18 protein-coding genes are annotated in these 20,670 nt (G+C 66.3%); 12 read left to right on the top strand and 6 right to left on the bottom strand.

Annotated elements, in window-relative coordinates:
• Positions 1 to 76: 76 nt before the first annotated feature.
• Positions 77 to 1,345 (bottom strand): DUF4185 domain-containing protein, encoded by a 1,269-nt coding sequence (locus tag WFK36_RS17690; RefSeq protein WP_336793261.1) that lies wholly within the window; start codon positions 1,343 to 1,345, stop codon positions 77 to 79.
• Positions 1,346 to 1,465: 120 nt separating this feature from the next.
• Here WFK36_RS17690 and WFK36_RS17685 point away from each other — a divergent pair, with 120 nt between their 5' ends.
• Together WFK36_RS17685 and pgi are read left to right on the top strand one after the other, a co-directional pair.
• A complete protein-coding gene (locus WFK36_RS17685) occupies positions 1,466 to 2,209 on the top strand; it encodes an SDR family oxidoreductase (protein WP_336793260.1) in 744 nt (247 codons plus the stop codon).
• A gap of 42 nt (positions 2,210 to 2,251) precedes the next feature.
• The gene (pgi, locus tag WFK36_RS17680) at positions 2,252 to 3,940 is read left to right on the top strand and encodes a glucose-6-phosphate isomerase (protein ID WP_336793259.1); all 1,689 of its coding nucleotides are present in this window, start codon (positions 2,252 to 2,254) and stop codon (positions 3,938 to 3,940) included.
• A gap of 336 nt (positions 3,941 to 4,276) precedes the next feature.
• On the opposite strand, the gene WFK36_RS17675 is transcribed toward pgi, so the two are convergent.
• A complete protein-coding gene (locus WFK36_RS17675) occupies positions 4,277 to 4,588 on the bottom strand; it encodes a chorismate mutase (RefSeq protein ID WP_008379088.1) in 312 nt (103 codons plus the stop codon).
• A gap of 100 nt (positions 4,589 to 4,688) precedes the next feature.
• Here WFK36_RS17675 and WFK36_RS17670 point away from each other — a divergent pair, with 100 nt between their 5' ends.
• Together WFK36_RS17670 and WFK36_RS17665 are read left to right on the top strand one after the other, a co-directional pair.
• Positions 4,689 to 6,488 carry a hypothetical protein gene (locus WFK36_RS17670; RefSeq protein ID WP_336793487.1) on the top strand — a complete coding sequence of 600 codons (1,800 nt, stop codon included), beginning with the start codon at positions 4,689 to 4,691 and terminating at the stop codon, positions 6,486 to 6,488.
• A 45-nt stretch (positions 6,489 to 6,533) separates the two neighbouring features.
• Complete coding sequence (locus WFK36_RS17665; RefSeq protein WP_336793258.1) at positions 6,534 to 9,044, top strand: UvrD-helicase domain-containing protein; 2,511 nt, start codon at positions 6,534 to 6,536, stop codon at positions 9,042 to 9,044.
• Here the strand turns inward: WFK36_RS17665 and WFK36_RS17660 are convergent.
• From WFK36_RS17660 to WFK36_RS17650, 3 genes are read right to left on the bottom strand one after another with little or no spacing between them, the layout of a single operon-like run.
• Positions 9,007 to 9,834 carry an ABC transporter ATP-binding protein gene (locus tag WFK36_RS17660; protein WP_336793257.1) on the bottom strand — a complete coding sequence of 276 codons (828 nt, stop codon included), beginning with the start codon at positions 9,832 to 9,834 and terminating at the stop codon, positions 9,007 to 9,009. The two genes, WFK36_RS17665 and WFK36_RS17660, sit on opposite strands and share 38 nt — an antisense overlap.
• On the bottom strand, positions 9,827 to 10,813 hold the full coding sequence (locus WFK36_RS17655) for a FecCD family ABC transporter permease (RefSeq protein ID WP_336793255.1): 987 nt from the start codon (positions 10,811 to 10,813) through the stop codon (positions 9,827 to 9,829). The genes WFK36_RS17660 and WFK36_RS17655 overlap by 8 nt, the downstream gene beginning before the upstream one ends.
• 50 nt (positions 10,814 to 10,863) lie before the next feature.
• Positions 10,864 to 11,883 carry a FecCD family ABC transporter permease gene (locus tag WFK36_RS17650; RefSeq protein ID WP_336793254.1) on the bottom strand — a complete coding sequence of 340 codons (1,020 nt, stop codon included), beginning with the start codon at positions 11,881 to 11,883 and terminating at the stop codon, positions 10,864 to 10,866.
• 91 nt (positions 11,884 to 11,974) lie between these two features.
• Here WFK36_RS17650 and WFK36_RS17645 point away from each other — a divergent pair, with 91 nt between their 5' ends.
• Positions 11,975 to 12,916 (top strand): ABC transporter substrate-binding protein, encoded by a 942-nt coding sequence (locus WFK36_RS17645; RefSeq protein ID WP_336793252.1) that lies wholly within the window; start codon positions 11,975 to 11,977, stop codon positions 12,914 to 12,916.
• A 120-nt stretch (positions 12,917 to 13,036) separates the two neighbouring features.
• Here WFK36_RS17645 and WFK36_RS17640 read toward each other — a convergent pair whose 3' ends face one another.
• A complete protein-coding gene (locus WFK36_RS17640) occupies positions 13,037 to 13,975 on the bottom strand; it encodes a M23 family metallopeptidase (protein WP_336793250.1) in 939 nt (312 codons plus the stop codon).
• A gap of 240 nt (positions 13,976 to 14,215) precedes the next feature.
• Between WFK36_RS17640 and sucC the strand changes: the two genes are divergently transcribed.
• From sucC to WFK36_RS17605, 7 genes are all read left to right on the top strand, one after another.
• On the top strand, positions 14,216 to 15,379 hold the full coding sequence (gene sucC, locus WFK36_RS17635; protein WP_336793248.1) for an ADP-forming succinate--CoA ligase subunit beta: 1,164 nt from the start codon (positions 14,216 to 14,218) through the stop codon (positions 15,377 to 15,379).
• 12 nt (positions 15,380 to 15,391) lie between these two features.
• Positions 15,392 to 16,294: a succinate--CoA ligase subunit alpha gene (gene sucD, locus WFK36_RS17630; RefSeq protein ID WP_008379080.1), complete on the top strand. Its 903-nt coding sequence runs from the start codon at positions 15,392 to 15,394 to the stop codon at positions 16,292 to 16,294.
• Positions 16,295 to 16,375: 81 nt separating this feature from the next.
• On the top strand, positions 16,376 to 16,927 hold the full coding sequence (locus WFK36_RS17625) for a hypothetical protein (RefSeq protein WP_336793246.1): 552 nt from the start codon (positions 16,376 to 16,378) through the stop codon (positions 16,925 to 16,927).
• Positions 16,920 to 17,369 carry an RDD family protein gene (locus tag WFK36_RS17620; protein ID WP_336793244.1) on the top strand — a complete coding sequence of 150 codons (450 nt, stop codon included), beginning with the start codon at positions 16,920 to 16,922 and terminating at the stop codon, positions 17,367 to 17,369. The genes WFK36_RS17625 and WFK36_RS17620 overlap by 8 nt, the downstream gene beginning before the upstream one ends.
• 109 nt (positions 17,370 to 17,478) lie before the next feature.
• On the top strand, positions 17,479 to 18,198 hold the full coding sequence (locus WFK36_RS17615) for a DUF5336 domain-containing protein (RefSeq protein ID WP_336793243.1): 720 nt from the start codon (positions 17,479 to 17,481) through the stop codon (positions 18,196 to 18,198).
• Positions 18,199 to 18,201: 3 nt separating this feature from the next.
• Complete coding sequence (locus WFK36_RS17610; RefSeq protein ID WP_336793242.1) at positions 18,202 to 18,834, top strand: TetR/AcrR family transcriptional regulator; 633 nt, start codon at positions 18,202 to 18,204, stop codon at positions 18,832 to 18,834.
• 85 nt (positions 18,835 to 18,919) lie between these two features.
• Positions 18,920 to 20,407 carry a glycoside hydrolase family 5 protein gene (locus tag WFK36_RS17605; RefSeq protein WP_336793240.1) on the top strand — a complete coding sequence of 496 codons (1,488 nt, stop codon included), beginning with the start codon at positions 18,920 to 18,922 and terminating at the stop codon, positions 20,405 to 20,407.
• Positions 20,408 to 20,670: the final 263 nt, after the last annotated feature.

Here is a 20,670-nt window from a genome sequence, read left to right as displayed (position 1 = left end):
GTCGAATGGACGACATGGTCACCGCCATTCTTACCGGTCCTTCCCGGAGTTCGTGGCGATTCGCGACACTGGACGATCAGCGTCGGAGTCGACTGCGCAGGAGGAGGACGTTGTAGTCGTCCCACCGTGAGGCGTTCATGTACAACTCCGGTCCGGTGCCACGCAGGGCAGGCGACGACGGCAACATCATCGGCGCATACACGCTGATCAGCGATGGGAACAGGAACCTGGGCAGACTCCACGGCCCCTGCGGGCGGTCAGCTGTCCGCAGGTGGACGTTGAGCGGGCTGTCGACCATCACGTACTTGCCGAGGTACTCGCTCCAGGCGACGGACACCTCGGTCACCGGCGCGCCGACGACACGTCGCACGGAGTCGATGTTCGGGGACCATCCCGAGCCGGTCCAGTACTCGTATGCCGACAGGTCGAGGATGTCCGACGGACGGAAGCGTGCGACGTACGCTGCGCCGAAGCGACCGTTCGGAGTCCCGTACTGAAAGACCCAACCGGCGTCGGCGCCGTGGCCCGCGACGTATGCGCTCTGCTGGAACTTGGCGTCGTTCGGCCGGACGGACGGCCACCCGGTCGGCAACGGGACGGCGATCGGAGCATTGACGCGGATCGTCGACGGTTCCGTCGTCCAGGTCTGGCCGTTGTCGGCAGAGACGGCGATCGCCGAGAAGTTGGTGTCCCACATTCCGGCGGCGCCCCACTTCCGGACCGACATGTAGTTGACGTACTGCTTGCCTTCGATGGCGATGGCGGCCGTCGGGATCGTCGTGACCTCCACACCGGGCCAGCCGATCGCGCCGATCATCTGCCTCGCATACCGGGGAGCTGTAGCCGATACCGACGCGCCAGACGTGGTGTCGCCCGGAACGCCGTCGGCGATCGTGAGGCCGTCTGACAGGTCGGTGTCGTCAGTCCGCAGAAGGACGTTGTGTCGCCACTGCTTACCGCTGACGGTGCAGTTGCCGAACGTGTCGCCGAACGCCATCAACGTCTGGCCCGCGCCGTTGTCCCACGCGATGCCGAGATCGGTGCCGGAGATGCCGAATCGCGCGAACGTCGAGTTGGGGCTCCGCGGGCCGGTGACCCATGAGAGCACCGCTGATGTGCCGTCGTTGTACTTCGGCAGTGCGCCCTGCGGGCCTTCGGCGGTCGGTCCGGGGGCGTCGCCGCTGCCTGATCCGAGCGAGCCGGTCGGCAGGAACGGGAGAGAAGATCCATTGCCCGCGTTGGGGTTCCCGCACGGTGCGGCCGAAGCCGCGCCCGGGAAGGCGAACGACACGGTCGCCACGCAGCATGCTGCGGCGACTCCTGCTGCAAGACGGCGCGGTCGCATACCTGTCCTCCGATGAAACTATTGGGGCAAAAGTGATTGAAGTGACTAAAGTGATATCACGGTGCGGGGTGTAGTGCGCGTCACGATCCCGTCACGATCGCCGCAGGTAGATTCGCTGTCGTGACTCAGACTCGCGACAAGATCATCATCACCGGCGCCAGCTCCGGACTCGGCGAAGGAATGGCCCGTGAATTCGCCTCGCGGGGACGCAGCCTCGGACTGGCGGCACGACGTCTCGACCGCCTCGATGCGCTCGCCGCCGAACTGACGACTTCGCCGAAGGTCGCGGTGGCTCGTCTCGACGTGACCGACACCGACGCCGTTCGCACTACGTTCCGAGCCCTGTCGGCAGACCTCGGCGGCGTCGACCGCGTGATCGTCAACGCGGGCCTCGGCAAAGGCGCCCCGATCGGCACCGGCAAGGCCGCGGCCAACATCGAGACCGTCCAGACCAACCTGATCGGTGCACTCGCGCAGATCGAGGCCGCGCTCGAGATCTTCCGCGAACAGAACCACGGGCATCTCGTCCTCGTCAGCTCGATGAGCGCCGTCCGCGGACTTCCCAAGGCGCAGGCCGCGTACTCGGCGTCCAAGGCCGGGCTCGCGACACTCGGGCAGGGACTGCAAGCCGAACTCGCCGGCACGCCGATCGCCGTCACCGTCCTGCTGCCCGGCTATATCTCCACCGATATCAACCGCGGTGTGAAGACGTCGATGATGGCCGACCTGGACACAGGCGTCGCATCGATGGTCAAGGCGATCGAAGCTGAGCGCGCCCGCGCCGCCGTCCCCGGCCTGCCGTGGACGCCGATCTCATGGGCGCTGCGATACCTCCCGGATGTGATCACGCGTCGAATGGTCTGATGCGGTCAGGCGCGTCACAGCGCGACCGCATATGGTGGATAAATGTTGGGCCGCGTCAATGGACATCCAGACAATGGTGATGACTTCGACATCACTGCCACCGTGTCGTGGCATGCGCTCGCCGCGCATCAGCAGCACGTCTACTCACTGCATCTTCGAGAACTGTTCGCGATGGATCCCGAGCGCGGTTCGTCGCTCGTCGTCGACGTCGCCGACCTGCACATCGACTACTCGAAGCACCTGATCACCGCCGAGACGATCGAGTTGCTCGCCAGCCTCGCCCGCGAAGCGGGGCTCGAGGAGAAGCGAGACGCGATGTACGCGGGAGCGCACATCAACACCACGGAAGACCGCGCTGCGCTCCACACCGCACTTCGGCTCCCACGCGACGCCGATCTTGTCGTCGACGGTCAGGACGTGGTCGCCGATGTCCACGAAGTGCTCGACGCGATGGGCGACTTCAGCGAACGCGTTCGCGACGGCTCGTGGGTCGGCCACACCGGGCGACCGATCACCGACGTCGTGAACATCGGCATCGGCGGCAGCGACCTCGGACCGGCCATGGCCTACCAGGCGCTGCGACATGACCGCCACGAGCGGATCTCGTGCCACTTCGTCTCCAACATCGACCCGTCGAACCTGGTGTCCGTCCTCGATCACTGCGATCCCGCGACCACCCTGTTCATCGTCGCCTCGAAGACGTTCACGACACTCGAGACCATCACCAACGCCGTCAGTGCTCGACGCTGGCTCGTCGGCGCGTTCGACGGCGACGCCTCCGCTGTCGCGAAGCACTTCGTCGCCGTCAGCACCAACGCCGACGAAGTCGAGAAATTCGGCATCGACACCGCCAACATGTTCGGCTTCTGGAGTTGGGTGGGCGGTCGGTACTCGCTCGACGCGGCGATCGGCCTGTCGTTGATGATCGCGATCGGTCGCCGCCGATTCGACGAGTTCCTCGACGGTTTCCATCTCGTTGACGAGCACTTCCGCACCGCGCCTCTCGAACACAACGCGCCTGCACTGCTCGGCCTCATCGGCCTCTGGTACTCCAACTTCTGGGGCGCGCAGACGAAGGCCGTGATGCCGTACGCGGACGACCTCGCCCGATTCCCGGCGTACCTGCAGCAGTTGACGATGGAGTCGAACGGCAAGTCGGTGACGACAACCGGGCGGCAGGTCACGTCGCCGACCGGCACCATCTACTGGGGAGAACCGGGGACGAACGGCCAGCATGCGTTCTACCAGCTGCTTCATCAGGGAACATGGCTGATCCCGGCCGACTTCATCGGTTTCGCGATCCCCACCGACGACCGCGAGACCGTCGACGGCGGCTCGATGCACGACGTCCTGATGAGCAATTTCTTCGCCCAGACGGAAGTCCTCGCGTTCGGAAAGACGGCGGAGGACATCGCCGCCGAAGGCGTCCCGCCCGCGCTGGTCCCGCACAAGGTGATGCCGGGCAACCGTCCGTCGACGACGATCCTCGCCCCGCAGATCACTCCGTCGGTCCTGGGGCAGCTGATCGCGCTCTACGAGCACGAGACCTTCGTGAAGGCGATGATCTGGGGCATCAACCCCTTCGACCAGTGGGGTGTGGAACTGGGCAAGGACAAGGCGAGCGCGCTGCTCGGCGTGGTCTCCCAGGCGGATTCGCCCGCGCCGCAGCCGGACTCGTCGACCGACGCCCTCGTCCGCTGGTACCGCTCACACCGAGGGCGTCGAGGCTGACTCCGCCCGCCGCTCCACCCGCTCCACGAGCAGACGGCGACCCGCCCGCTCCTTGAGCGAACGGCGACCCGTCCGCTCCTTGAGCGAACGGAGTGAGTCGAAAGGTCGGTCGCGCTTGCACCGGACTCGGCGAAAAGACGCCTGGACAGCCCGCGGTGACGAGCCTCGTAGCCTCATGCGCCGCGAATCACTTGCCTCATCTCGCACCTCCCTGCCTCAACTTGACTCACCTGCCTGAGCTCAGGCAGGTAGGTCGCATTGAGGCGGGGAGGTGCGAGATGAGGCAGGTATGTGGACGTTCGCTGACGGAGCGCGGTGGGGTGCGTCGCGCGAAGCTCAGCGGCCGAGGGGGCCGCGACCGAGACGCAACAGGAGCATCGCCAAGGTGTGACCTTCGGATCCGAGTGCGGAGAAGCGGTCGAGGACCTTCACTTCGCGGCTGTGGACCAGGCGCGGACCGCCGGTCGCCATACGGTGAGCGCCGATCTTCTTCGACACCGCACTCCGACGCTGGATGGCGGCGAGGATGATCGCGTCCATCCGGTCGATCTCCAGACGCAGGGTGTCGATGTCGTCGGGCAGATCGGCGACATCGGTGCTCAGACCGTCGACTCCCAGGTCCTTGTCGGATTCGCTTGACTCGCTCACGGTTCACGATCTTGCCATGAACCTCGACGCCGAGGGCTCGTGCCCGCCGGAAACCCGTGGCGCGGTGTACCGGCGGGACGCGGTGCGCGACAATGCAGGAATGCTGGATGCCAGGAAGATCACCGCACTCGCCGCGGCTCTCATCGTTGCGCAGACGATCGTGAGGGCGTGGCTTGTCATCCGGGGTGACTTCTACGGAGACGACCTGCTCCTCATCGCGCAGGCGTCCAGCCACGACGGTCTCGGCTGGTCCTTCTTCGGTCAGAGCCATGACGGGCATCTGATGCCGGGCGCCTATCTGGTGGTCGTGGTCTCGACATACATCGCACCGCTCCAGTGGTGGCTGCCCGCCGCGACGCTGGTCGTAGGGCAGGTGCTCGCTTCGCTCGCAGTGTGGCGTGCCATCCGGATCATCGCGCCGAATGCGAGAGGGGGAGCGCTTGCGGCGTTGGCCTTCTACTTGTTCGTGCCGATGACGGTGACCTCGTTCGTGTGGTGGGCCGCAGGTCTCAACACGCTGCCGTTCCAGGCGGCACTCGCATGGGTTGTCGGCAGCACGGTGGTGCTGGTTCGTGACGAGCCGACCGGGCCGCGCCGGACCCGACTGGTCGTCGGTGCGGTCGCCGCGTTTGCCGTCGGCCTGGTCTTCTTCGAGAAGTCGTTGGTGATACTGCCCGTCGCCCTGGTGGTGGCTCTGCTCGCGGTCCGCCACGACCGTCGTGTCGGACCGCTGCTCACCGCGGTGTTCAGCAGGGCGAAGGAGCTCTGGGCGGCGATGGGCGTCGTATTCGTCGCATGGGCGGTGCTGTTCTTCACGACGTCCACCACGGGCGACGGTGAACGTTCGGCGTCGCAGATGGCCGAACTGGTCTGGCGCAGCGTGAACAATGCGATCGTGCCGTCGTTCGCAGGCGGGCCGTGGGTGTGGGAACTGTGGCCGCCCGCTCCGCCGATGGGGTTGGCGCCGGTCTGGATGATCGTCGTCGGCTGGTTGGTGATCGCGGCTCTCGTCGTGACGACGGTTCGCGCCCGTCGCGGTGCGGCGATCGTCTGGGTCTTCGCAGCCGTCTACGCGGTCGGCGTGCAGATCCCCGTCATGTGGCTGCGATCGAGCGAGAACACCGCACTCGAACTCGCCCAGACTCTGCGGTATCTGCCCGACACCGCCCTGGTGTTCGCGCTCGCCTTCGCGTTGATCGCCGCCGCGCCCGCTCCCGGTGGGTCACACGCCGCGAAGGCTGAGCCGGACCGCAGACTCTCGATCGCCGGAGCCGCCGGATGTGGACTGCTGGTCCTGTCGGCGATGGTCGGCACGTCGTCGTTCTCGCAGTCGTGGAGCGAGGGACCCACGGGGGACTACCTGACCAACGCCCGCCAGGCGATGAAGGACAACGCCGGGCGCGTGATGTTCGACCAGGCCGTGCCGATCGAGGTGCTGCACCCGGTCACCTACCCGAACAATCAGATCAGTCGAATCTTCGGGCGCCTGCACGACCGTCCCGACTTCGGCGGATACACCGACAGGCTCGTGGTTCTGGCCCCGGACGGGCGGGCGGTTCCGGGGGCGGTCACGAGGTCCCGCACCATCGCGCCCAGCCGCGGCACGTGCCGGAACCCCGGCATCGCGGGCCCGCAGCGACTCCGCCTCGACGGGCCGCTGTTCAACGTTCAGTGGACGATCCAGCTCAGCTACTGCGCCAACATCGGGGGCGACGTGGAAGTCGGCCTCGAAGGGGGCCAACCGCTTCGCATCACTGTCGAGCCGGGTCTGCACGCGGTCTACCTACAGGTGAGCGGCCAGGGAGACAGGCTGCGGATCCGTCCGGTGACCCCCGGCCTGCGACTGCACACCGGCGAAGGACGTGTTGGACTGCCGGTGATGGCCGACCTCGCGCCCTGAGGGGTCGGCAGAACTGTCGTAGGTCGAAGGTAGCCTGGCAAGGCGATGAACACCTCTGTCACTTCTGCCTCCAGCCACTCCGACGCGGACCTCACCGACCGTGGTCGGGAACTGCTCGACGGGCTCAACCCGCAACAGCGGGCCGCCGTCGTTCATCAGGGTGTGCCGCTGCTGATCGTGGCCGGAGCCGGGTCGGGCAAGACCGCAGTCCTGACTCGTCGTATCGCATATCTGCTGGCCGAACGCGATGTGACACCGGGGCAGATCCTCGCGATCACCTTCACCAACAAGGCCGCCGCCGAGATGCGCGAGCGAGTCATCGACCTCGTCGGTCCCCGCGCCGCGTACATGTGGGTGTCGACGTTCCACTCGACGTGCGTCCGGATCCTGCGCGCGCAGTCGGCGCTGCTCGGCAACCGGAACTCCAACTTCTCCATCTACGACGCAGACGACTCGCGTCGTCTGCTCGGCATGGTGATCCGCGACCTCAACCTCGACCCCAAGAAGTTCAGTCCCCGCGGAGTCGGAACGCTCATCTCGAATCACAAGAACGAACTCGTCGACCCGGAGGAGGCGGCTGCGCGTGCCGCCGGCGACGACGGCGACCCGACCGAGCAGACCGTCGCCCAGATCTACGCCGAGTACCAGGCCAGGCTGTCCACGGCGAACGCTTTCGACTTCGACGACCTGATCGGCGAGACGGTGTCGCTCCTGCAGCGGCACCCCGACGTCGCCGAGTACTACCGCAGGCGTTTCCGTCACATCATGATCGACGAGTACCAGGACACGAACCACGCGCAGTACGTTCTCGTCCGGGAACTCGTCGGTGACGCGGAGTCGGCGACCGGCGGCGTCGAACCGTCCGAACTGTGTGTGGTGGGAGATGCGGACCAGTCGATCTACGCGTTCCGCGGCGCCACGATCCGCAACATCGAGGAGTTCGAGCGCGACTACCCGAACGCCGAGACCATCCTTCTCGAACAGAATTACCGCTCCACGCAAACCATCCTGTCGGCCGCCAACGCGGTCATCTCCCGGAACACCGGTCGTCGTGAGAAGCGACTGTGGACCGACTCGGGAGACGGTGAACTCATCGTCGGTTACGTCGCCGACTCCGACCGTGACGAGGCGGCGTTCATCGCCAAAGAGATCGAGCAACTCGTCGACTACTCGATCGGCGGCTCGGCCAGCCACACCTACTCCGACATCGCCGTCTTCTACCGCACCAACACCGGCTCGCGCGCGCTGGAGGAAGTATTCGTCCGTCACGGCATGCCGTACAAGGTTGTCGGAGGGACGAAGTTCTACGAACGCAAGGAAGTCCGCGACATCGTCGCCTACCTGCGTGTGGTGGCCAACCCCGACGATCAAGTGAGTCTGCGCCGCATCCTCAACACCCCGCGCCGAGGAATCGGTGATCGTGCGGAAGCGTGCGTGGCGGTGCACGCGGAGAACCTCGGCGTGAGCTTCTATCAAGCGCTGATCGACGCGACCGAGGGGCGAGTGGCTCTGCTGAACACTCGGGCGGTCAAGCAGATCACCGGGTTCGTGGAACTGATCGAGGGCCTGCGCACCGACTTCCTGATGTCGTTCGGCGCAGTCGGCGGGGAAGCGGACGAGGCGGTCGCGGACGCGACGACCGAAGGCTCCGACATCGGCGAACTCGTCGACGCCATCGTCGAGCGCAGTGGCTATCGAGCAGAGCTCGAGGCGTCCAACGACCCACAGGACGGGGCGCGACTGGACAACGTCAACGAGCTCGTAGCCGTGGCCCGGGACTTCAGCCTCGAAGCAGCTCAACGTGCAGAGGACGACGAGGACGACGACGCTCCGCTCGACGCTCCGAGTCCTGTCGAAGAGGGCGAACCGGAGCCGGGCTCACTCGCGGCGTTCCTGGAGAAGGTGTCCTTGGTGGCCGACGCCGACCAGGTTCCGGACGAGGGCGAAGGTGTTGTCACGATGATGACGCTGCACACCGCAAAAGGCCTCGAGTTCCCGGTCGTGTTCGTCACGGGCTGGGAGGACGGGCACTTCCCGCACATGCGAGCGCTCGGCGATCCGAACGAGCTCAGCGAGGAGCGACGTCTCGCCTACGTGGGCATCACCCGTGCCCGTCAGCGTCTGTATTTGACGCGCGCCATGTCCCGGGCGTCGTGGGGTCAGCCGGTGTCGAACCCGGAGTCGAGGTTCCTGCAGGAGATCCCGCAGCACCTCATCGACTGGCGACGCACCGAGCCGCGTCGTGCTCCCCGGGAGTTCGGTTCCCGGTCGGGAGGGTTCGGCTACGACTCAGGACGCGGTTCGTCGAGCGGTTTCGGCGGCGGTGAGTCGTTCGGTCGTGGTCGTTCGTCGTACTCCTCCGATCCGACGAAGGGCCGGAACAAACAGGTCAACTACGAGATCGGCGACCGCATGAACCACCCGAAATTCGGGATGGGGAAGGCCGTGGCGAAGGAGGGGAACGGCATCACTGAGCGCATCACCTTCGACTTCGGCGGCAACGTCGGCCGCGTGACCCTCATGACCGCGGGCGGTCTGCCGGGGGAGAAGCTTTAGGCGCCGTTCGGGGATCGAGCGGAACCACCGACGGTGTGCCGGTGACCGGGTCGGGAACCACCAGGGCGTCGATATCGAACACATCACGCACCAGGTCGGCAGTGATCACCTCATCGGGTGGGCCGGTCGTCACGACCTCACCGTCGCGCATCACGATCAGGTGAGTGGCATACCGCGCCGCCTGGTTGAGGTCGTGCAACACGACAACTTGGGTGCGGCCCTGCTCGTGCAACGTCCGGAGCAACTCGAGCAGGTCGAATTGGTGAGCGATGTCGAGGAACGACGTCGGTTCGTCGAGCAGGAGGACGTCGGTCTGCTGCGCGAGGAGCATCGCCAACCAGACACGTTGACGTTGTCCGCCCGACAGTTCGTCGACGAAACGATCGGCGAGGTCGGCGGTCTCGGTGGCGGCCATTGCGCCGATGACAGCGCTCTCGTCGTCCGGAGTCCACTGTTGGAACATGCGTTGGTGGGGGAACCGTCCTCGTGCCACGAGTGATGCGACGGTGACGCCCGACGGCACGATCGCGGTCTGCGGGAGCAGCGACAGCCTACGGGCGATCTGCTTGGCAGACAGCCGTGCCACATCGTCGCCGTTGAGGAGGATCTCGCCGCTCTTCGGCTGGAGGAGGCGTGCGAAGCTGCTCAGCAGCGTCGACTTTCCGCAGCCGTTCGGGCCGATGATCATGGTGAGCGAGTCGGCTGGGATCTCGACGCTCAGATCCTCGAGGATGGTCCGGTCGCGATACCCGACTGTCACTTTGTTCGCGATCAGCGGTGACTCAGACACGAGTGGACCTCCACATGTAGTAGATCAGCAGCGGTGCGCCGAATGCCGAGGTCACAGCCCCGATCGGCGTCGTCCACGGGATGGCGGCCCGGGCGGCCGTGTCGGCCACGACAACGATGATCGCGCCGGCCAGGGCTGACGCCACCAGCGGAGGGGCAGGTCGACGGGCGATGGACCGAACGATCTGAGGTGCCACGAACGCCACGAACCCGATCGGCCCGGTTGCCGCTGTGGCGAGTGACGCGAGGACAACCGAGAGGAAGAGCAGTGTGCGTTCGGTTCGCAGGGTGTCGACTCCCATGGTGGCGGCTTTGGCGTCGCCCAGTGGGAGCAACCCGATCGATCGGGTCAGGGGTATCAGGACACCGCCGCACAGCACCAGCCCGATGAGGACAGGCCAGATGTGCTGCGGTCCGCGGCCGTTGAGTGTTCCGGCGAGCCACGACATCGCTGTGTGCGCCACATCGCCGTCGATGTAGGACAGCAGGAAGGTGATGGCGGCCGAGCACAGTGCGGCCAGCGCGATGCCGGACAGGACCAGACGCAGTGGATCGAGCCCGGCCGCGACCAATGCCATCACGCCGGCGATCACGGCGCCGCCGATGAGGGCCCCCACGGGGACGGCCCACGGAGCGACTGCGGGGCCGCCGTTGACGACGATCACGGCGACTGCGCCGACGGACGCACCGCCGGTGACACCGAGGATGTCAGGGCTGGCGAGTGGGTTTCGGGTCACGGTCTGCATCAGCGCACCAGCGAGCCCGAGCGTCGACCCCGCGAGCGCCGCGACGATCGTGCGATTCGCGCGCAGGTCGAGCATGATGATGCGGTCGGGCATCGCTCCGCCGCCGGTCAGCACCTCAAAGGCGCGCAGCGGCGGAATCGTCGGCACGCCGAACATGAACGCGGCGCCCACCGCGGCGACGAGAAGAGCGGCACACGCCGCGGTCACGGCGATGCTTCGCCGTTCGACGATCATCGATAGTCGGCCGACCGAAGCCACCTGAACGGATCTCAACTTCCCGGCGTTCACAACTGCACGAACCTGGATCGACGGACGGCGGCGAGGAAGAACGGGACGCCGACGAGGACCATCATGATTCCCGCCGGGATCTCGCGGAACGCGATGACCCGGCCGAGGATGTCGGCGACGAAGAGGATCGCCGTCGCGCTGAGTGCCGAGACAGGCACCACCCATCGGTAGTCGGGGCCGGTGAGTGTCCGTGCGAGGTGCGGTGCGATCAAGCCGAGGAACGCGATCGGCCCGGCGATCGCGGTGGCCGCTCCCGCGAGGAGGGTCACGGCGACCACCGCGAGCACGCGAGTCCTGGAGAGATTGAGACCGAGGGACTGCGCGGCGTCGTCACCCATCGTCAACAGGTTGAGTCCGGGCGCAGAGATCGCCGCCACGATCACGCCGACGACCAGGAATCCGATCGCGGGGACGAACGAGTTGTAGTCGGTGATCGCGACCGAGCCGGTCGTCCAGAATCGGTACCTGTCCAGTGTCTCGGAACTCCGTAGGACCAGGGTGGTGGTGATGGCGATGAGCAGTGCGCTCACCGTGGCACCGGCGACGATCAAGGTGATGGGTGACGATCCGCGGCCGCGGGATCCGCCGAGGACGAAGACGGCGACCGCGGCGACCGCCGCGCCGGTGAAGGCTGCCAGAAGCTGGGGCAGCGGGGTGGAGACGGACAGGAATCCGATGCCGACGACAACGGCCAGCGCCGCGCCCGCCGAGATCCCGAGGAGACTCGGATCAGCGAGCGTATTGCGGGTCAGTCCTTGAATGAGGGCGCCCGCCACACCGAGGGACGCGCCGACGAGAGCGATGACGATGGTGCGGGGAACACGGAAATGGAGGACGGCGACCTCGGCGGGTGTCGGCTGTCCGGACTGCCCGTCGACGACGATGCGCAGGGTGTCGCCGGGGGCGGTGGCGAGTGCTCCGATGCACAGGCTCGCGATCGCCAGCGCGAGGACGGTGACGGCGAGGGCCGCGACCGCGGCACTCGGGCGTCGCACCGCGCTCAGTTGTGTTCGCACTCGGAAAAGATTAGCTTAGCCTCAGTTAAAGGGTGAATCCGGGTGGTCCGGTTCCTAGCAGGTCAGGAGTGTTCGAGTGCGTAGAGGTTTGATGTCAGTTGTGGCGGTGGCGGCGGCGATGTCCGCGGTTCTCGCCGGCTGCAGTTCCGGCGCGTCCGATGTGGGAGGCGACCGCACGGTGTCGGTTCAGGGGACCGACTACACGATCCCGTCCGACCCGCAGCGGATCGTCTCGATCTTCAATGCGGCCACCCAGGCGCTCATCGAAGCGGGTGGGGCGGACCGCATCGTCGCCGCGCAGGATCTGTCGCTCAATCTTGTGCCGGCGGCGAACCGGGCCGCATACAAGGCGATCCCCGCGAAGATCGACATGGACGGCTCCGCGGAGTCGCAGGCGTCGTACAACCCGGACCTCTTCGTGTCCGTCGACTTCGTCGAGCCGGGCCTCAACGATGAGCTCGCCAAGTTTGCGCCGGTCGCGATCATGCAGGTGAGCGGCAAGGGGCGCCCCGATTGGAAGGGTCGCTCGAAGGCGGCAGGCGAGATCCTCGGAACATCCGACAAGATCACCGAACTCGAGACGACGCTCGCCGCACGTCAGGCAGACATCAAGTCGCGTTTCGCCGACGTTCTGGGATCGAAGACGGTGACCGTTCTCGATTCCTACGAGCGTGGCAACCTCTACGCCTACGGCACCAAGTCGATGGTCGGCAGCCTCTTCGGCGACGCCGGTGTTCGTTTCGCGCCGTCTGTGGCCGGAGACGGCACCACGCCCGACACCAATCCCGGTGAATTCGAGTCGTCGGCGGAGAAGTTGGGCGACTTCCTCGACGCCGACATCGTCCTCGTCGTGTCCGACTACGACCGGAAGTACGACGAACTGCAGACCGCGCTCGTGAACAACCCGCTTCTCGCCAATTCCGGCAAGCCGGTGCAGTCACTCGGCATGGGACAGATCTCGTCGTACGCCCAGGCTAACTTCCTCCTCGACTCGCTGGAGAAGGCCCTCACGGCCGCTCGCGCGCAGAAGTAGCCCGAACGACGTCGCGCGGCCGAGACCTCATGGTCTCGGCCGCGTTTGTCATTCATGAGGCGTCGCGGCGGGAATCGGTGAGTTCACGCCAGTCCCGCGGTCGCGCCGCTGGGAGATCGGCTATCCAGTCAGAGCGACGAGCCGGATGCCGTGCTTCGCAAGCCAGGGCGCGGGGTCGATCTTGAAGTAGCCGCCGCCTTTGGGGATCCAGACCTCGAAGTGGAGGTGGGGTCCGGTGGAGAAGCCTTCGTTGCCGACGAGGGCGATCACGTCGCCTGCGGTGACCTTCTCGCCCTTGGTCACCTTCACGCCGCTTGACGACATGTGGCCGTACATGGTGATGGTTCCGTCTGCGCCCTTGACCTGGACCCAGTTGCCGTAGCCGGACGCCGGGCCGGCGTTGACGACAACACCGTCGGTGACGGCGTGGATCGGAGTGCCGAGCGGCGCCGCCATGTCCAGTCCACCGTGGAACGCGCCCCAGCGAGGTGCAAACGCCGACGTCAGTGAGTACTTGTCGGAGATCGGGCTGACGAACATCGGGCGACGAGCGGCGTCGTCTGCCGCGGCCTTCGCGGCCGCGATCTTCTTGCCCTGCGTCAGCTGGTCAGAGAAGTCGCTGAAGTCCGGCGCCGCATCCGACTCGGTGATGCCGGGGCCGAGATCGTCGGCCGAACGGGCGAGTTCCGGTGACGCGTCCGCGGGCTCGGGCGCCGAAGCCGCATGCGTCGCCTGGTCCACGCCGGAACCGACGATGGCCACGGCGCCTGCGCCTGCGGCGATCGCCACGAGCGCGGTGCGGGCCTTGAGTGCCGACGACGGAGGACGCAGGCGATGGCGACCGTTCGGCTTCGATCCGGTGCGGGCCTTGGCCAGAGCGGACTCTGTCACGGGCGTCGGGACGTCATCGTCGTCAGTCACCGGGATCTCGGTGGTGCGGACGTTCGCGATCACGGCGTCGTCGGCGCGGAGTCCGAGACGGAGGGCACGAGAGGGGACCGGGATGTCGCGCGTGACCGGAGCGTCGACAACGGCGGAGGCGTCCGCCTCGGGGTACATAACGTCCCGTGTCGTCAAGTGCTCGTCACCTCGTATCGCGTCCTGTGGAATGTAACCATCTCGTTATCAACCTCCACGACGGTAACCAAGTGTCCGCCCTAAGTCCACCTTCGGCCAGAAGTCAGTGAGATGGGGCACAAGCTTGGGGCTGCTTGGGCTGTGGGGGCATGACAGGATTAGAGTCCGATATGGCCCGCGTTACACCGAGGCGGGCAAAACTTACTTCAGATGGTGAGCTGAATGGATCTCTTCGAATACCAGGCGAAGGAACTGTTCGCCAAGCATGGGGTACCCACCACACCCGGTCGGGTGACCGATACTGCCGCCGATGCGCGGGCGATCGCCGAGGAAATCGGCAAGCCCGTCATGATCAAGGCGCAGGTCAAGGTCGGCGGCCGTGGCAAGGCGGGAGGCGTCAAGTACGCCGCTACCCCTGATGACGCACAGACACACGCCGAAAACATCTTGGGCCTCGACATCAAGGGTCATGTCGTCAAGAAGCTCCTCGTCGCTGAAGCCAGCGACATCGCTGAGGAGTACTACATCTCGTTCCTGCTCGATCGGTCCAACCGCACCTACCTGGCCATGTGCTCGGTTGAAGGCGGCATGGAGATCGAAGAAGTCGCAGCGACCAAGCCCGAGCGTCTCGCTCGCATCGCAGTCGACGCCGTCAAGGGAGTCGACCTGGCATTCGCGCGCGAGATCGCCGAAGCTGGCCACCTGCCCGCAGAGGTCCTCGACGCCGCAGCAGTGACCATCCAGAAGCTCTGGGAGGTCTTCGTCGCCGAAGACACCGTGCTCGTGGAGGTCAACCCGCTGGTCCGCACCCCCGACGACCAGATCCTCGCCCTCGACGGCAAGGTGACCCTGGACGAGAACGCCGACTTCCGTCAGCCCGGCCACGCCGAGTTCGCCGACGTCGACGCCACCGATCCCCTTGAGCGCAAGGCCAAGGAGAACGACCTCAACTACGTCAAGCTCGACGGCCAGGTCGGCATCATCGGCAACGGCGCGGGTCTGGTCATGTCGACCCTCGACGTCGTCGCCTACGCGGGCGAGAACCACGGCGGCGTGAAGCCGGCCAACTTCCTGGACATCGGCGGCGGCGCATCGGCCGACGTCATGGCCGCAGGTCTCGACGTGATCCTCGGCGACGAGCAGGTCAAGAGCGTCTTCGTGAACGTCTTCGGCGGCATCACCGCGTGTGACGCGGTCGCCAACGGCATCGTCGGCGCACTCGCCAAGCTGGGCGACAGCGCGAGCAAGCCGCTGGTCGTCCGCCTGGACGGCAACAAGGTCGAGGAGGGTCGCAAGATCCTTGCCGAGGCCAACCACCCGCTGGTGACCCTGGCGGAGACCATGGACGAAGGCGCCGACAAGGCCGCCGAACTGGCGAGCAAGTAGGAGCCTGCGAACATGTCGATCTACCTGAACAAGAACAACAAGGTCATCGTCCAGGGCATCACCGGCGGCGAAGGCACCAAGCACACCGCCCTGATGCTCAAGGCGGGCACCAACGTCGTCGGCGGCGTCAACGCGCGCAAGGCCGGCACCACCGTGTCGCACGTCGACGCTGACGGCAACACCGTCGAGCTTCCGGTCTTCGGTTCGGTCGCCGAGGCCATGGAGAAGACCGGGGCCGACACCTCGATCGCCTTCGTGCCCCCGGCCTTCTCGAAGGACGCCATCATCGAGGCCATCGACGCGGAGATCCCGCTGCTCGTGGTCATCACCGAGGGCATCCCCGTGCAGGACTCGGCGTACGCCTGGGCGTACAACGTCGAGAAGGGCGAGAAGACCCGCATCATCGGCCCGAATTGCCCCGGCATCATCACGCCGGGAGAGGCCCTGGTCGGCATCACGCCGAACAACATCACGGGCAAGGGTCCGATCGGCCTCGTCTCGAAGTCGGGCACCCTCACCTACCAGATGATGTACGAGCTCCGGGACCTCGGCTTCTCGACCGCCATCGGCATCGGCGGCGACCCGGTCATCGGCACCACCCACATCGACGCCATCGAGGCCTTCGAGAACGATCCGGAGACCAAGCTGATCGTCATGATCGGTGAGATCGGCGGCGACGCCGAAGAGCGTGCGGCCGACTACATCAAGGCCAACGTCACCAAGCCGGTCGTCGGCTACGTCGCGGGCTTCACCGCGCCGGAAGGCAAGACGATGGGCCACGCAGGCGCCATCGTGTCGGGCAGCTCCGGCACCGCGCAGGCCAAGAAGGAGGCCCTCGAGGCCGCAGGCGTCAAGGTCGGCAAGACCCCGAGCGAGACCGCTCGCCTCGCCCGCGAACTCTTCGAGGCGCTCTGATCCCTCAGGGACTCATCACAGAACCCCGGTCCGGCACGAGAGTGCCGCACCGGGGTTCTGTGCATCTGACATGATTTACCGATGATCTCGAAGTTAGTGTCCGAAACGGTCGGCAAGGCCGTCTCTGTTCCGGGCAGCACCGTCCGGTTCGTGCTGTCGGAGGCGTTGACGTTCCTCACCGAGGAGATCGATGCGACGCAGATGCTGATGGACGCGATCGACCTCAACCGGATCGTCGGAACGCTCGACGTGAACCCGATCGTCGAGAACGTCGACCTGAACGCTCTCCTCGAGAAACTCGACATCAACGCGGTCCTCGACACCGTCGACCTCAATCGCCTGATCGCTCGCCTGGACATCAACGCAGTCCTCGACCAGGTGGACCTGCCGAAACTGCTGGAGCGGATCGACCTGAACGCGCTCCTGGCCGACCTCGACCTCGACGCAGTCCTCGACCGCGTCGACGTCAACGCGCTGCTCGACGGCGTCGACATGTCGTCGGTGGTACGCGGCGCGAGCACCACCGTCACCACCGAGATGATCTCCGACGTCCGGACCGGCAGCGAACGCGCCGACGACGTCGTCGAGGGCATCGTCAACCGCATGCTCGGACGGAAGCAGGGCAATGAGTGAGGCAGCCGCTCCCTCGGAGGAGACGACGATCCGCGATGCGGGCATCGTGTCCCGGTCGATCGCGGCCGGCATCGACTTCGGCGTTGTGATCGGGTTGATGGGCATCGGGTACTTGTCGATGGCGATCATCCTGTTCGCCGTCGACTTCCGCGAGTTCCGGTTTCCCGAAGTGATGTGGATCTTCACGGCGAGCGGGTTCTTCGTCACTGCGGTGCTGTACCTGTTCGTCTGCTGGGCCGTCACCGGCCGCACCGTGGGTTACGCGTTCCTCGGACTCCGCCTGGCGAACACGGCAGGCGACGACGTCCCGGTGGTGCGGATCCTTCCGCGTGCGGCCTTCTGCGTGGTGTTCCCTTTCGGGCTCGCGTGGGTTGTGCTGTCCCCGAAGCGGAAGTCGTTGCAGGACATCGTGCTCCGTACGCGAGTGGTCTTCGCCGACTGACCTTCGTTCCGTCCCTGACATGGCCGCGGTGTATGTCGTTCGAACGAAATCGACGAGCCGAGGGGGTCTTGCCGATGAATACGTGCCAATCGAGTGGTTCAATACTCCCATGACGCAGCCGCCGTACCCGGGTCAGCCGGGCAACGTCCCCAGCAATCCCAACGTTCCGACGGGCGGATTCGACGCCACGACGAACATCGAGCAGCAGGGACAGCAGTGGGGCGCGCAGCCTGCACCGCAGAGCCAGCCGTTCCCCGGTCAGCCCGCGCCCGGGCAGCAGGTGCCGGGACAGTACGGCCAGCCCATGCCCGGACAGTACGGCCAGCCCGCGTTCGGCCCGCCGGTGCCGGCTCGGCCGTCGTTCCTGGCACTGCTGCCGCTGCCCTACAAGCTTGCGCTCGGCTCTGCGGTCGCAGGCGTCATCACCTTCTTCATGGGCTTCCTGGCATGGCTCACGATCGACGAGAGCGTCGAACGCGACGCGGAGAACTGGGCGGCAGACCTCAACGGCTCGGTGGACATCCCGGCGTTCTTCTCGCCGACCCTCCTGCTCAGCGTCGGCTGGTTTTTCATCCTGCTGGGGGCCGTCGCCGTCGCGACGTTCTCGCTGATCGCTCCCAAGTGGCGCAAGTTCCTGCCGTATCTCGCGTTCGGATCCGTTGCGGGCTGGCTGGGCATCTTCGCGGCCTCGATGGGTATTCCGCCGTTCATCGGACTGGGTGCGGGCGCGATCGTCGCACTCATCCTGGGCTTCGTGCAGGCGGCGCTGCTGGTGGCCGCGGTCATCATCGATGGTCTCGCAGAGGCTAAGAACCCGCCGCAAAACTGATACATGGCGGACGCTGAGCATCCCGTTCCCGGTGCCGCTGGTGCGGTGCCGGGAACAAAGCGTTCCCAGGCCAAGGCCGCTCGACGGGCGGAACTGATTGCCGCGGCGGCTCGGCAGATGGCTTCGCGGGGCTTCTCCGGTGTGCGCTTGGAAGACATCGGCGCGGAGGTCGGTGTCAGCGGGCCCGCCATGTACCGGCATTTCTCGTCCAAGACCGATCTTCTCGACCAGATGCTCCTCGACATCAGCGAGCGACTGCACGCGGGAGGCGAGGGCGTGGTCGAGGCGGGCGGAGAGCCGGGCGACGTCCTGCGGCGGCTCGTCGACTTCCACATCGACATGCTCGTCACCAAGCCGGACTTGATCGTCGTGCAGGGGCGCGACATGTCGTCGATGACTCCCGACACGAATCGCCGCGTCCGATCGTTGCAGCGACGGTATGTCGAGAGATGGGTCGACGTCCTTCTAGCCGCTTCCGGTGAGTCGTTGAGCCGTGAGCAGGCGCGTGTGCGGGTTCACGCAGGATTCGGCCTGCTCAACTCCTCGCCCCGCCTCCCCGCGTATCCGACGGATCAACTCGGTCCGCTCCTGGCCGGCATGGCGCTCGCCGCGCTGTACGCGGACCCGCCGGACTGAGGCGATCACCTGGTGCGGGTTGCGTTTTGTGCCAGCGACACACCCGTTCCTGTTCGATCGATCAACTTCGGGATACGTTCATGTGATGGTCACCTCAACGCGCTCCTGGGTTCGCAGCATTGCGGCGACGGCGACATCGATCGCAGCGCTCGTCACCGTGCTCGTGGTGCCGGCGGCGGCCGAGCCGCAGTCGGGCGGCTGGACGACGCCCCGGCTGACCGTTGCGCATCGAGACATCACCGATGTCACCGGCCGCACCGTGATCCTGCGCGGGGTGAACGCGAACCATCTCGTCGAGTACGCCCAGAACGGGCAGCCGCTGGCGACCGTCGTACCGGAGTCCGACGTCGACTACGCCGACATGGCCGCCCTCGGATTCAACGTCGTCCGACTCAACATCTCCTGGTCGCAACTTGAGCCGACCCGCGGCGCTTTCAACAGGGCCTACGTCGATCGCATTCGGCAGGCCGTCGATCAGGCGAAGGCCCACGGGATCTACACGGTGCTCGACATGCACCAGGACGCCTGGGGCCCGACGATCGGAACGCCGCGCGGCGCCAAGTGCCCGGGCCCGCTCCAACCCGGCATCGGCTGGGACGGTGCACCCGGCTGGGCGACGATCACCGACGGCTGGACCACGTGCACCATCGCAGGCCAGCGAGAAGCCGCGCCGGGTGTGGCCCGGGCATTCCAGAACTTCTACGACGACCGCAATGGAATCCAGGGTCGCCTCGTCGCAACCTGGGCGCGGCTGGCAGGCGAGTTCAAGAACGAGCCGGCAGTCGCGGGCTACGACCTGTTGAACGAACCGAACCCGGGTCTGCGCGAACCGATCGGCGCAGCGGACCAGATCGGCCGGTTCTACCAGCGTGCGATCCGGGCCATCCGCGTCGCCGAGCGAGGCGGTTTCGAGCACCTCGCCATCGTCGAACCCAGTGCGCTCTGGTCGGCCTTCGGAACCGACGTCCTCCCGCCGGCCAAGTACCTGACGGACCCGCGCGTCGTCTTCTCTCCACACCTGTACAGCGGGTCGATCAACGTCAGCAACGACATCCCGTCCGTCGAACAGGGCTTCCAGATCGCGAAGAACGCGGCCGCCGTCTACAACGCGCCGCTGTGGACCGGGGAGTGGGGCTGGTGGAGTGATCCCAGCCGTCGTGCCTCCGACGTCGCTCGCTTCATGCGCTCCGCCGATGCGCACCGGATCGGCGGCGCCTGGTGGTCGTGGGCGCAGGCGTGCGGCGACCCGCATGCGGTGAAGGGCGACGACACCCTCAACGACCAACGTCACCTGAACATCGTCGCCTGCCCGTCGGGCGTCATGGCCGGACTCGACCGCTCTGTCGCAGCGGTCCTCGGCCAGGCTTTCCCTCGCGCCGTTCCAGGACGACTCACCCGCACCGACAAGCGCGGGTTCGCAGGCGTTGGAACCGGCCGGGTGGAGGCGTGGATCCCGGGAACTGCACGCCCCACTGCGAAGACCACCGGACTGTCCGACGTCGAGCTCGTCCAGGTCGATGGAGGATGGCAGTTCATCGCCCGCTCGGCCGGGCGGTACTCTGCGTCGTTCTGAGGCCGTGAACGCGGCCTTCATCGACGAACGCTGCTCTCCTCGACACAAACCGACGCTTCGCCGACAAACGCGGCCTACGTGAAGGCCGCGTTTGTCAGTGAAGGTCGCGGCGGCAGCCGGCCGAACGTCGACGCGAAACGAATCGCCGCCTGGCTGTCCTAGCGTCTTTGACAAACGCTCCCGCAGGGAGCGGTAGCCCGGTGGGACGACTCGACCTCTGACAAGGCCGCCACCCGGTTTCGCGTCAACGTTCGGCTTGCTGG

This window comes from Gordonia malaquae (genome assembly GCF_037148075.1).
Classification (GTDB): Bacteria; Actinomycetota; Actinomycetes; order Mycobacteriales; family Mycobacteriaceae; genus Gordonia; species Gordonia malaquae.
The sequence above is the reverse complement of the archived record's forward strand: the minus strand, read 5'-3'. Positions and strand labels throughout refer to the sequence as shown.

What these genes read in the sequence shown, in the direction of transcription:
- WFK36_RS17615 (WP_336793243.1), top strand. Translation starts at nt 17,479, where the DNA reads ATGACGCAGCCGCCGTACCCGGGTCAGCCGGGCAACGTCCCCAGCAAT.
- WFK36_RS17665 (WP_336793258.1), top strand. Translation starts at nt 6,534, where the DNA reads ATGAACACCTCTGTCACTTCTGCCTCCAGCCACTCCGACGCGGACCTC.
- WFK36_RS17645 (WP_336793252.1), top strand. Translation starts at nt 11,975, where the DNA reads ATGTCAGTTGTGGCGGTGGCGGCGGCGATGTCCGCGGTTCTCGCCGGC.
- sucD (WP_008379080.1), top strand. Translation starts at nt 15,392, where the DNA reads ATGTCGATCTACCTGAACAAGAACAACAAGGTCATCGTCCAGGGCATC.
- WFK36_RS17610 (WP_336793242.1), top strand. Translation starts at nt 18,202, where the DNA reads ATGGCGGACGCTGAGCATCCCGTTCCCGGTGCCGCTGGTGCGGTGCCG.
- WFK36_RS17620 (WP_336793244.1), top strand. Translation starts at nt 16,920, where the DNA reads ATGAGTGAGGCAGCCGCTCCCTCGGAGGAGACGACGATCCGCGATGCG.
- WFK36_RS17655 (WP_336793255.1), bottom strand. Translation starts at nt 10,813, where the DNA reads ATGATCGTCGAACGGCGAAGCATCGCCGTGACCGCGGCGTGTGCCGCT.
- sucC (WP_336793248.1), top strand. Translation starts at nt 14,216, where the DNA reads ATGGATCTCTTCGAATACCAGGCGAAGGAACTGTTCGCCAAGCATGGG.
- WFK36_RS17625 (WP_336793246.1), top strand. Translation starts at nt 16,376, where the DNA reads ATGATCTCGAAGTTAGTGTCCGAAACGGTCGGCAAGGCCGTCTCTGTT.
- WFK36_RS17605 (WP_336793240.1), top strand. Translation starts at nt 18,920, where the DNA reads ATGGTCACCTCAACGCGCTCCTGGGTTCGCAGCATTGCGGCGACGGCG.
- pgi (WP_336793259.1), top strand. Translation starts at nt 2,252, where the DNA reads ATGTTGGGCCGCGTCAATGGACATCCAGACAATGGTGATGACTTCGAC.
- WFK36_RS17690 (WP_336793261.1), bottom strand. Translation starts at nt 1,345, where the DNA reads ATGCGACCGCGCCGTCTTGCAGCAGGAGTCGCCGCAGCATGCTGCGTG.
- WFK36_RS17640 (WP_336793250.1), bottom strand. Translation starts at nt 13,975, where the DNA reads ATGTACCCCGAGGCGGACGCCTCCGCCGTTGTCGACGCTCCGGTCACG.
- WFK36_RS17670 (WP_336793487.1), top strand. Translation starts at nt 4,689, where the DNA reads ATGCTGGATGCCAGGAAGATCACCGCACTCGCCGCGGCTCTCATCGTT.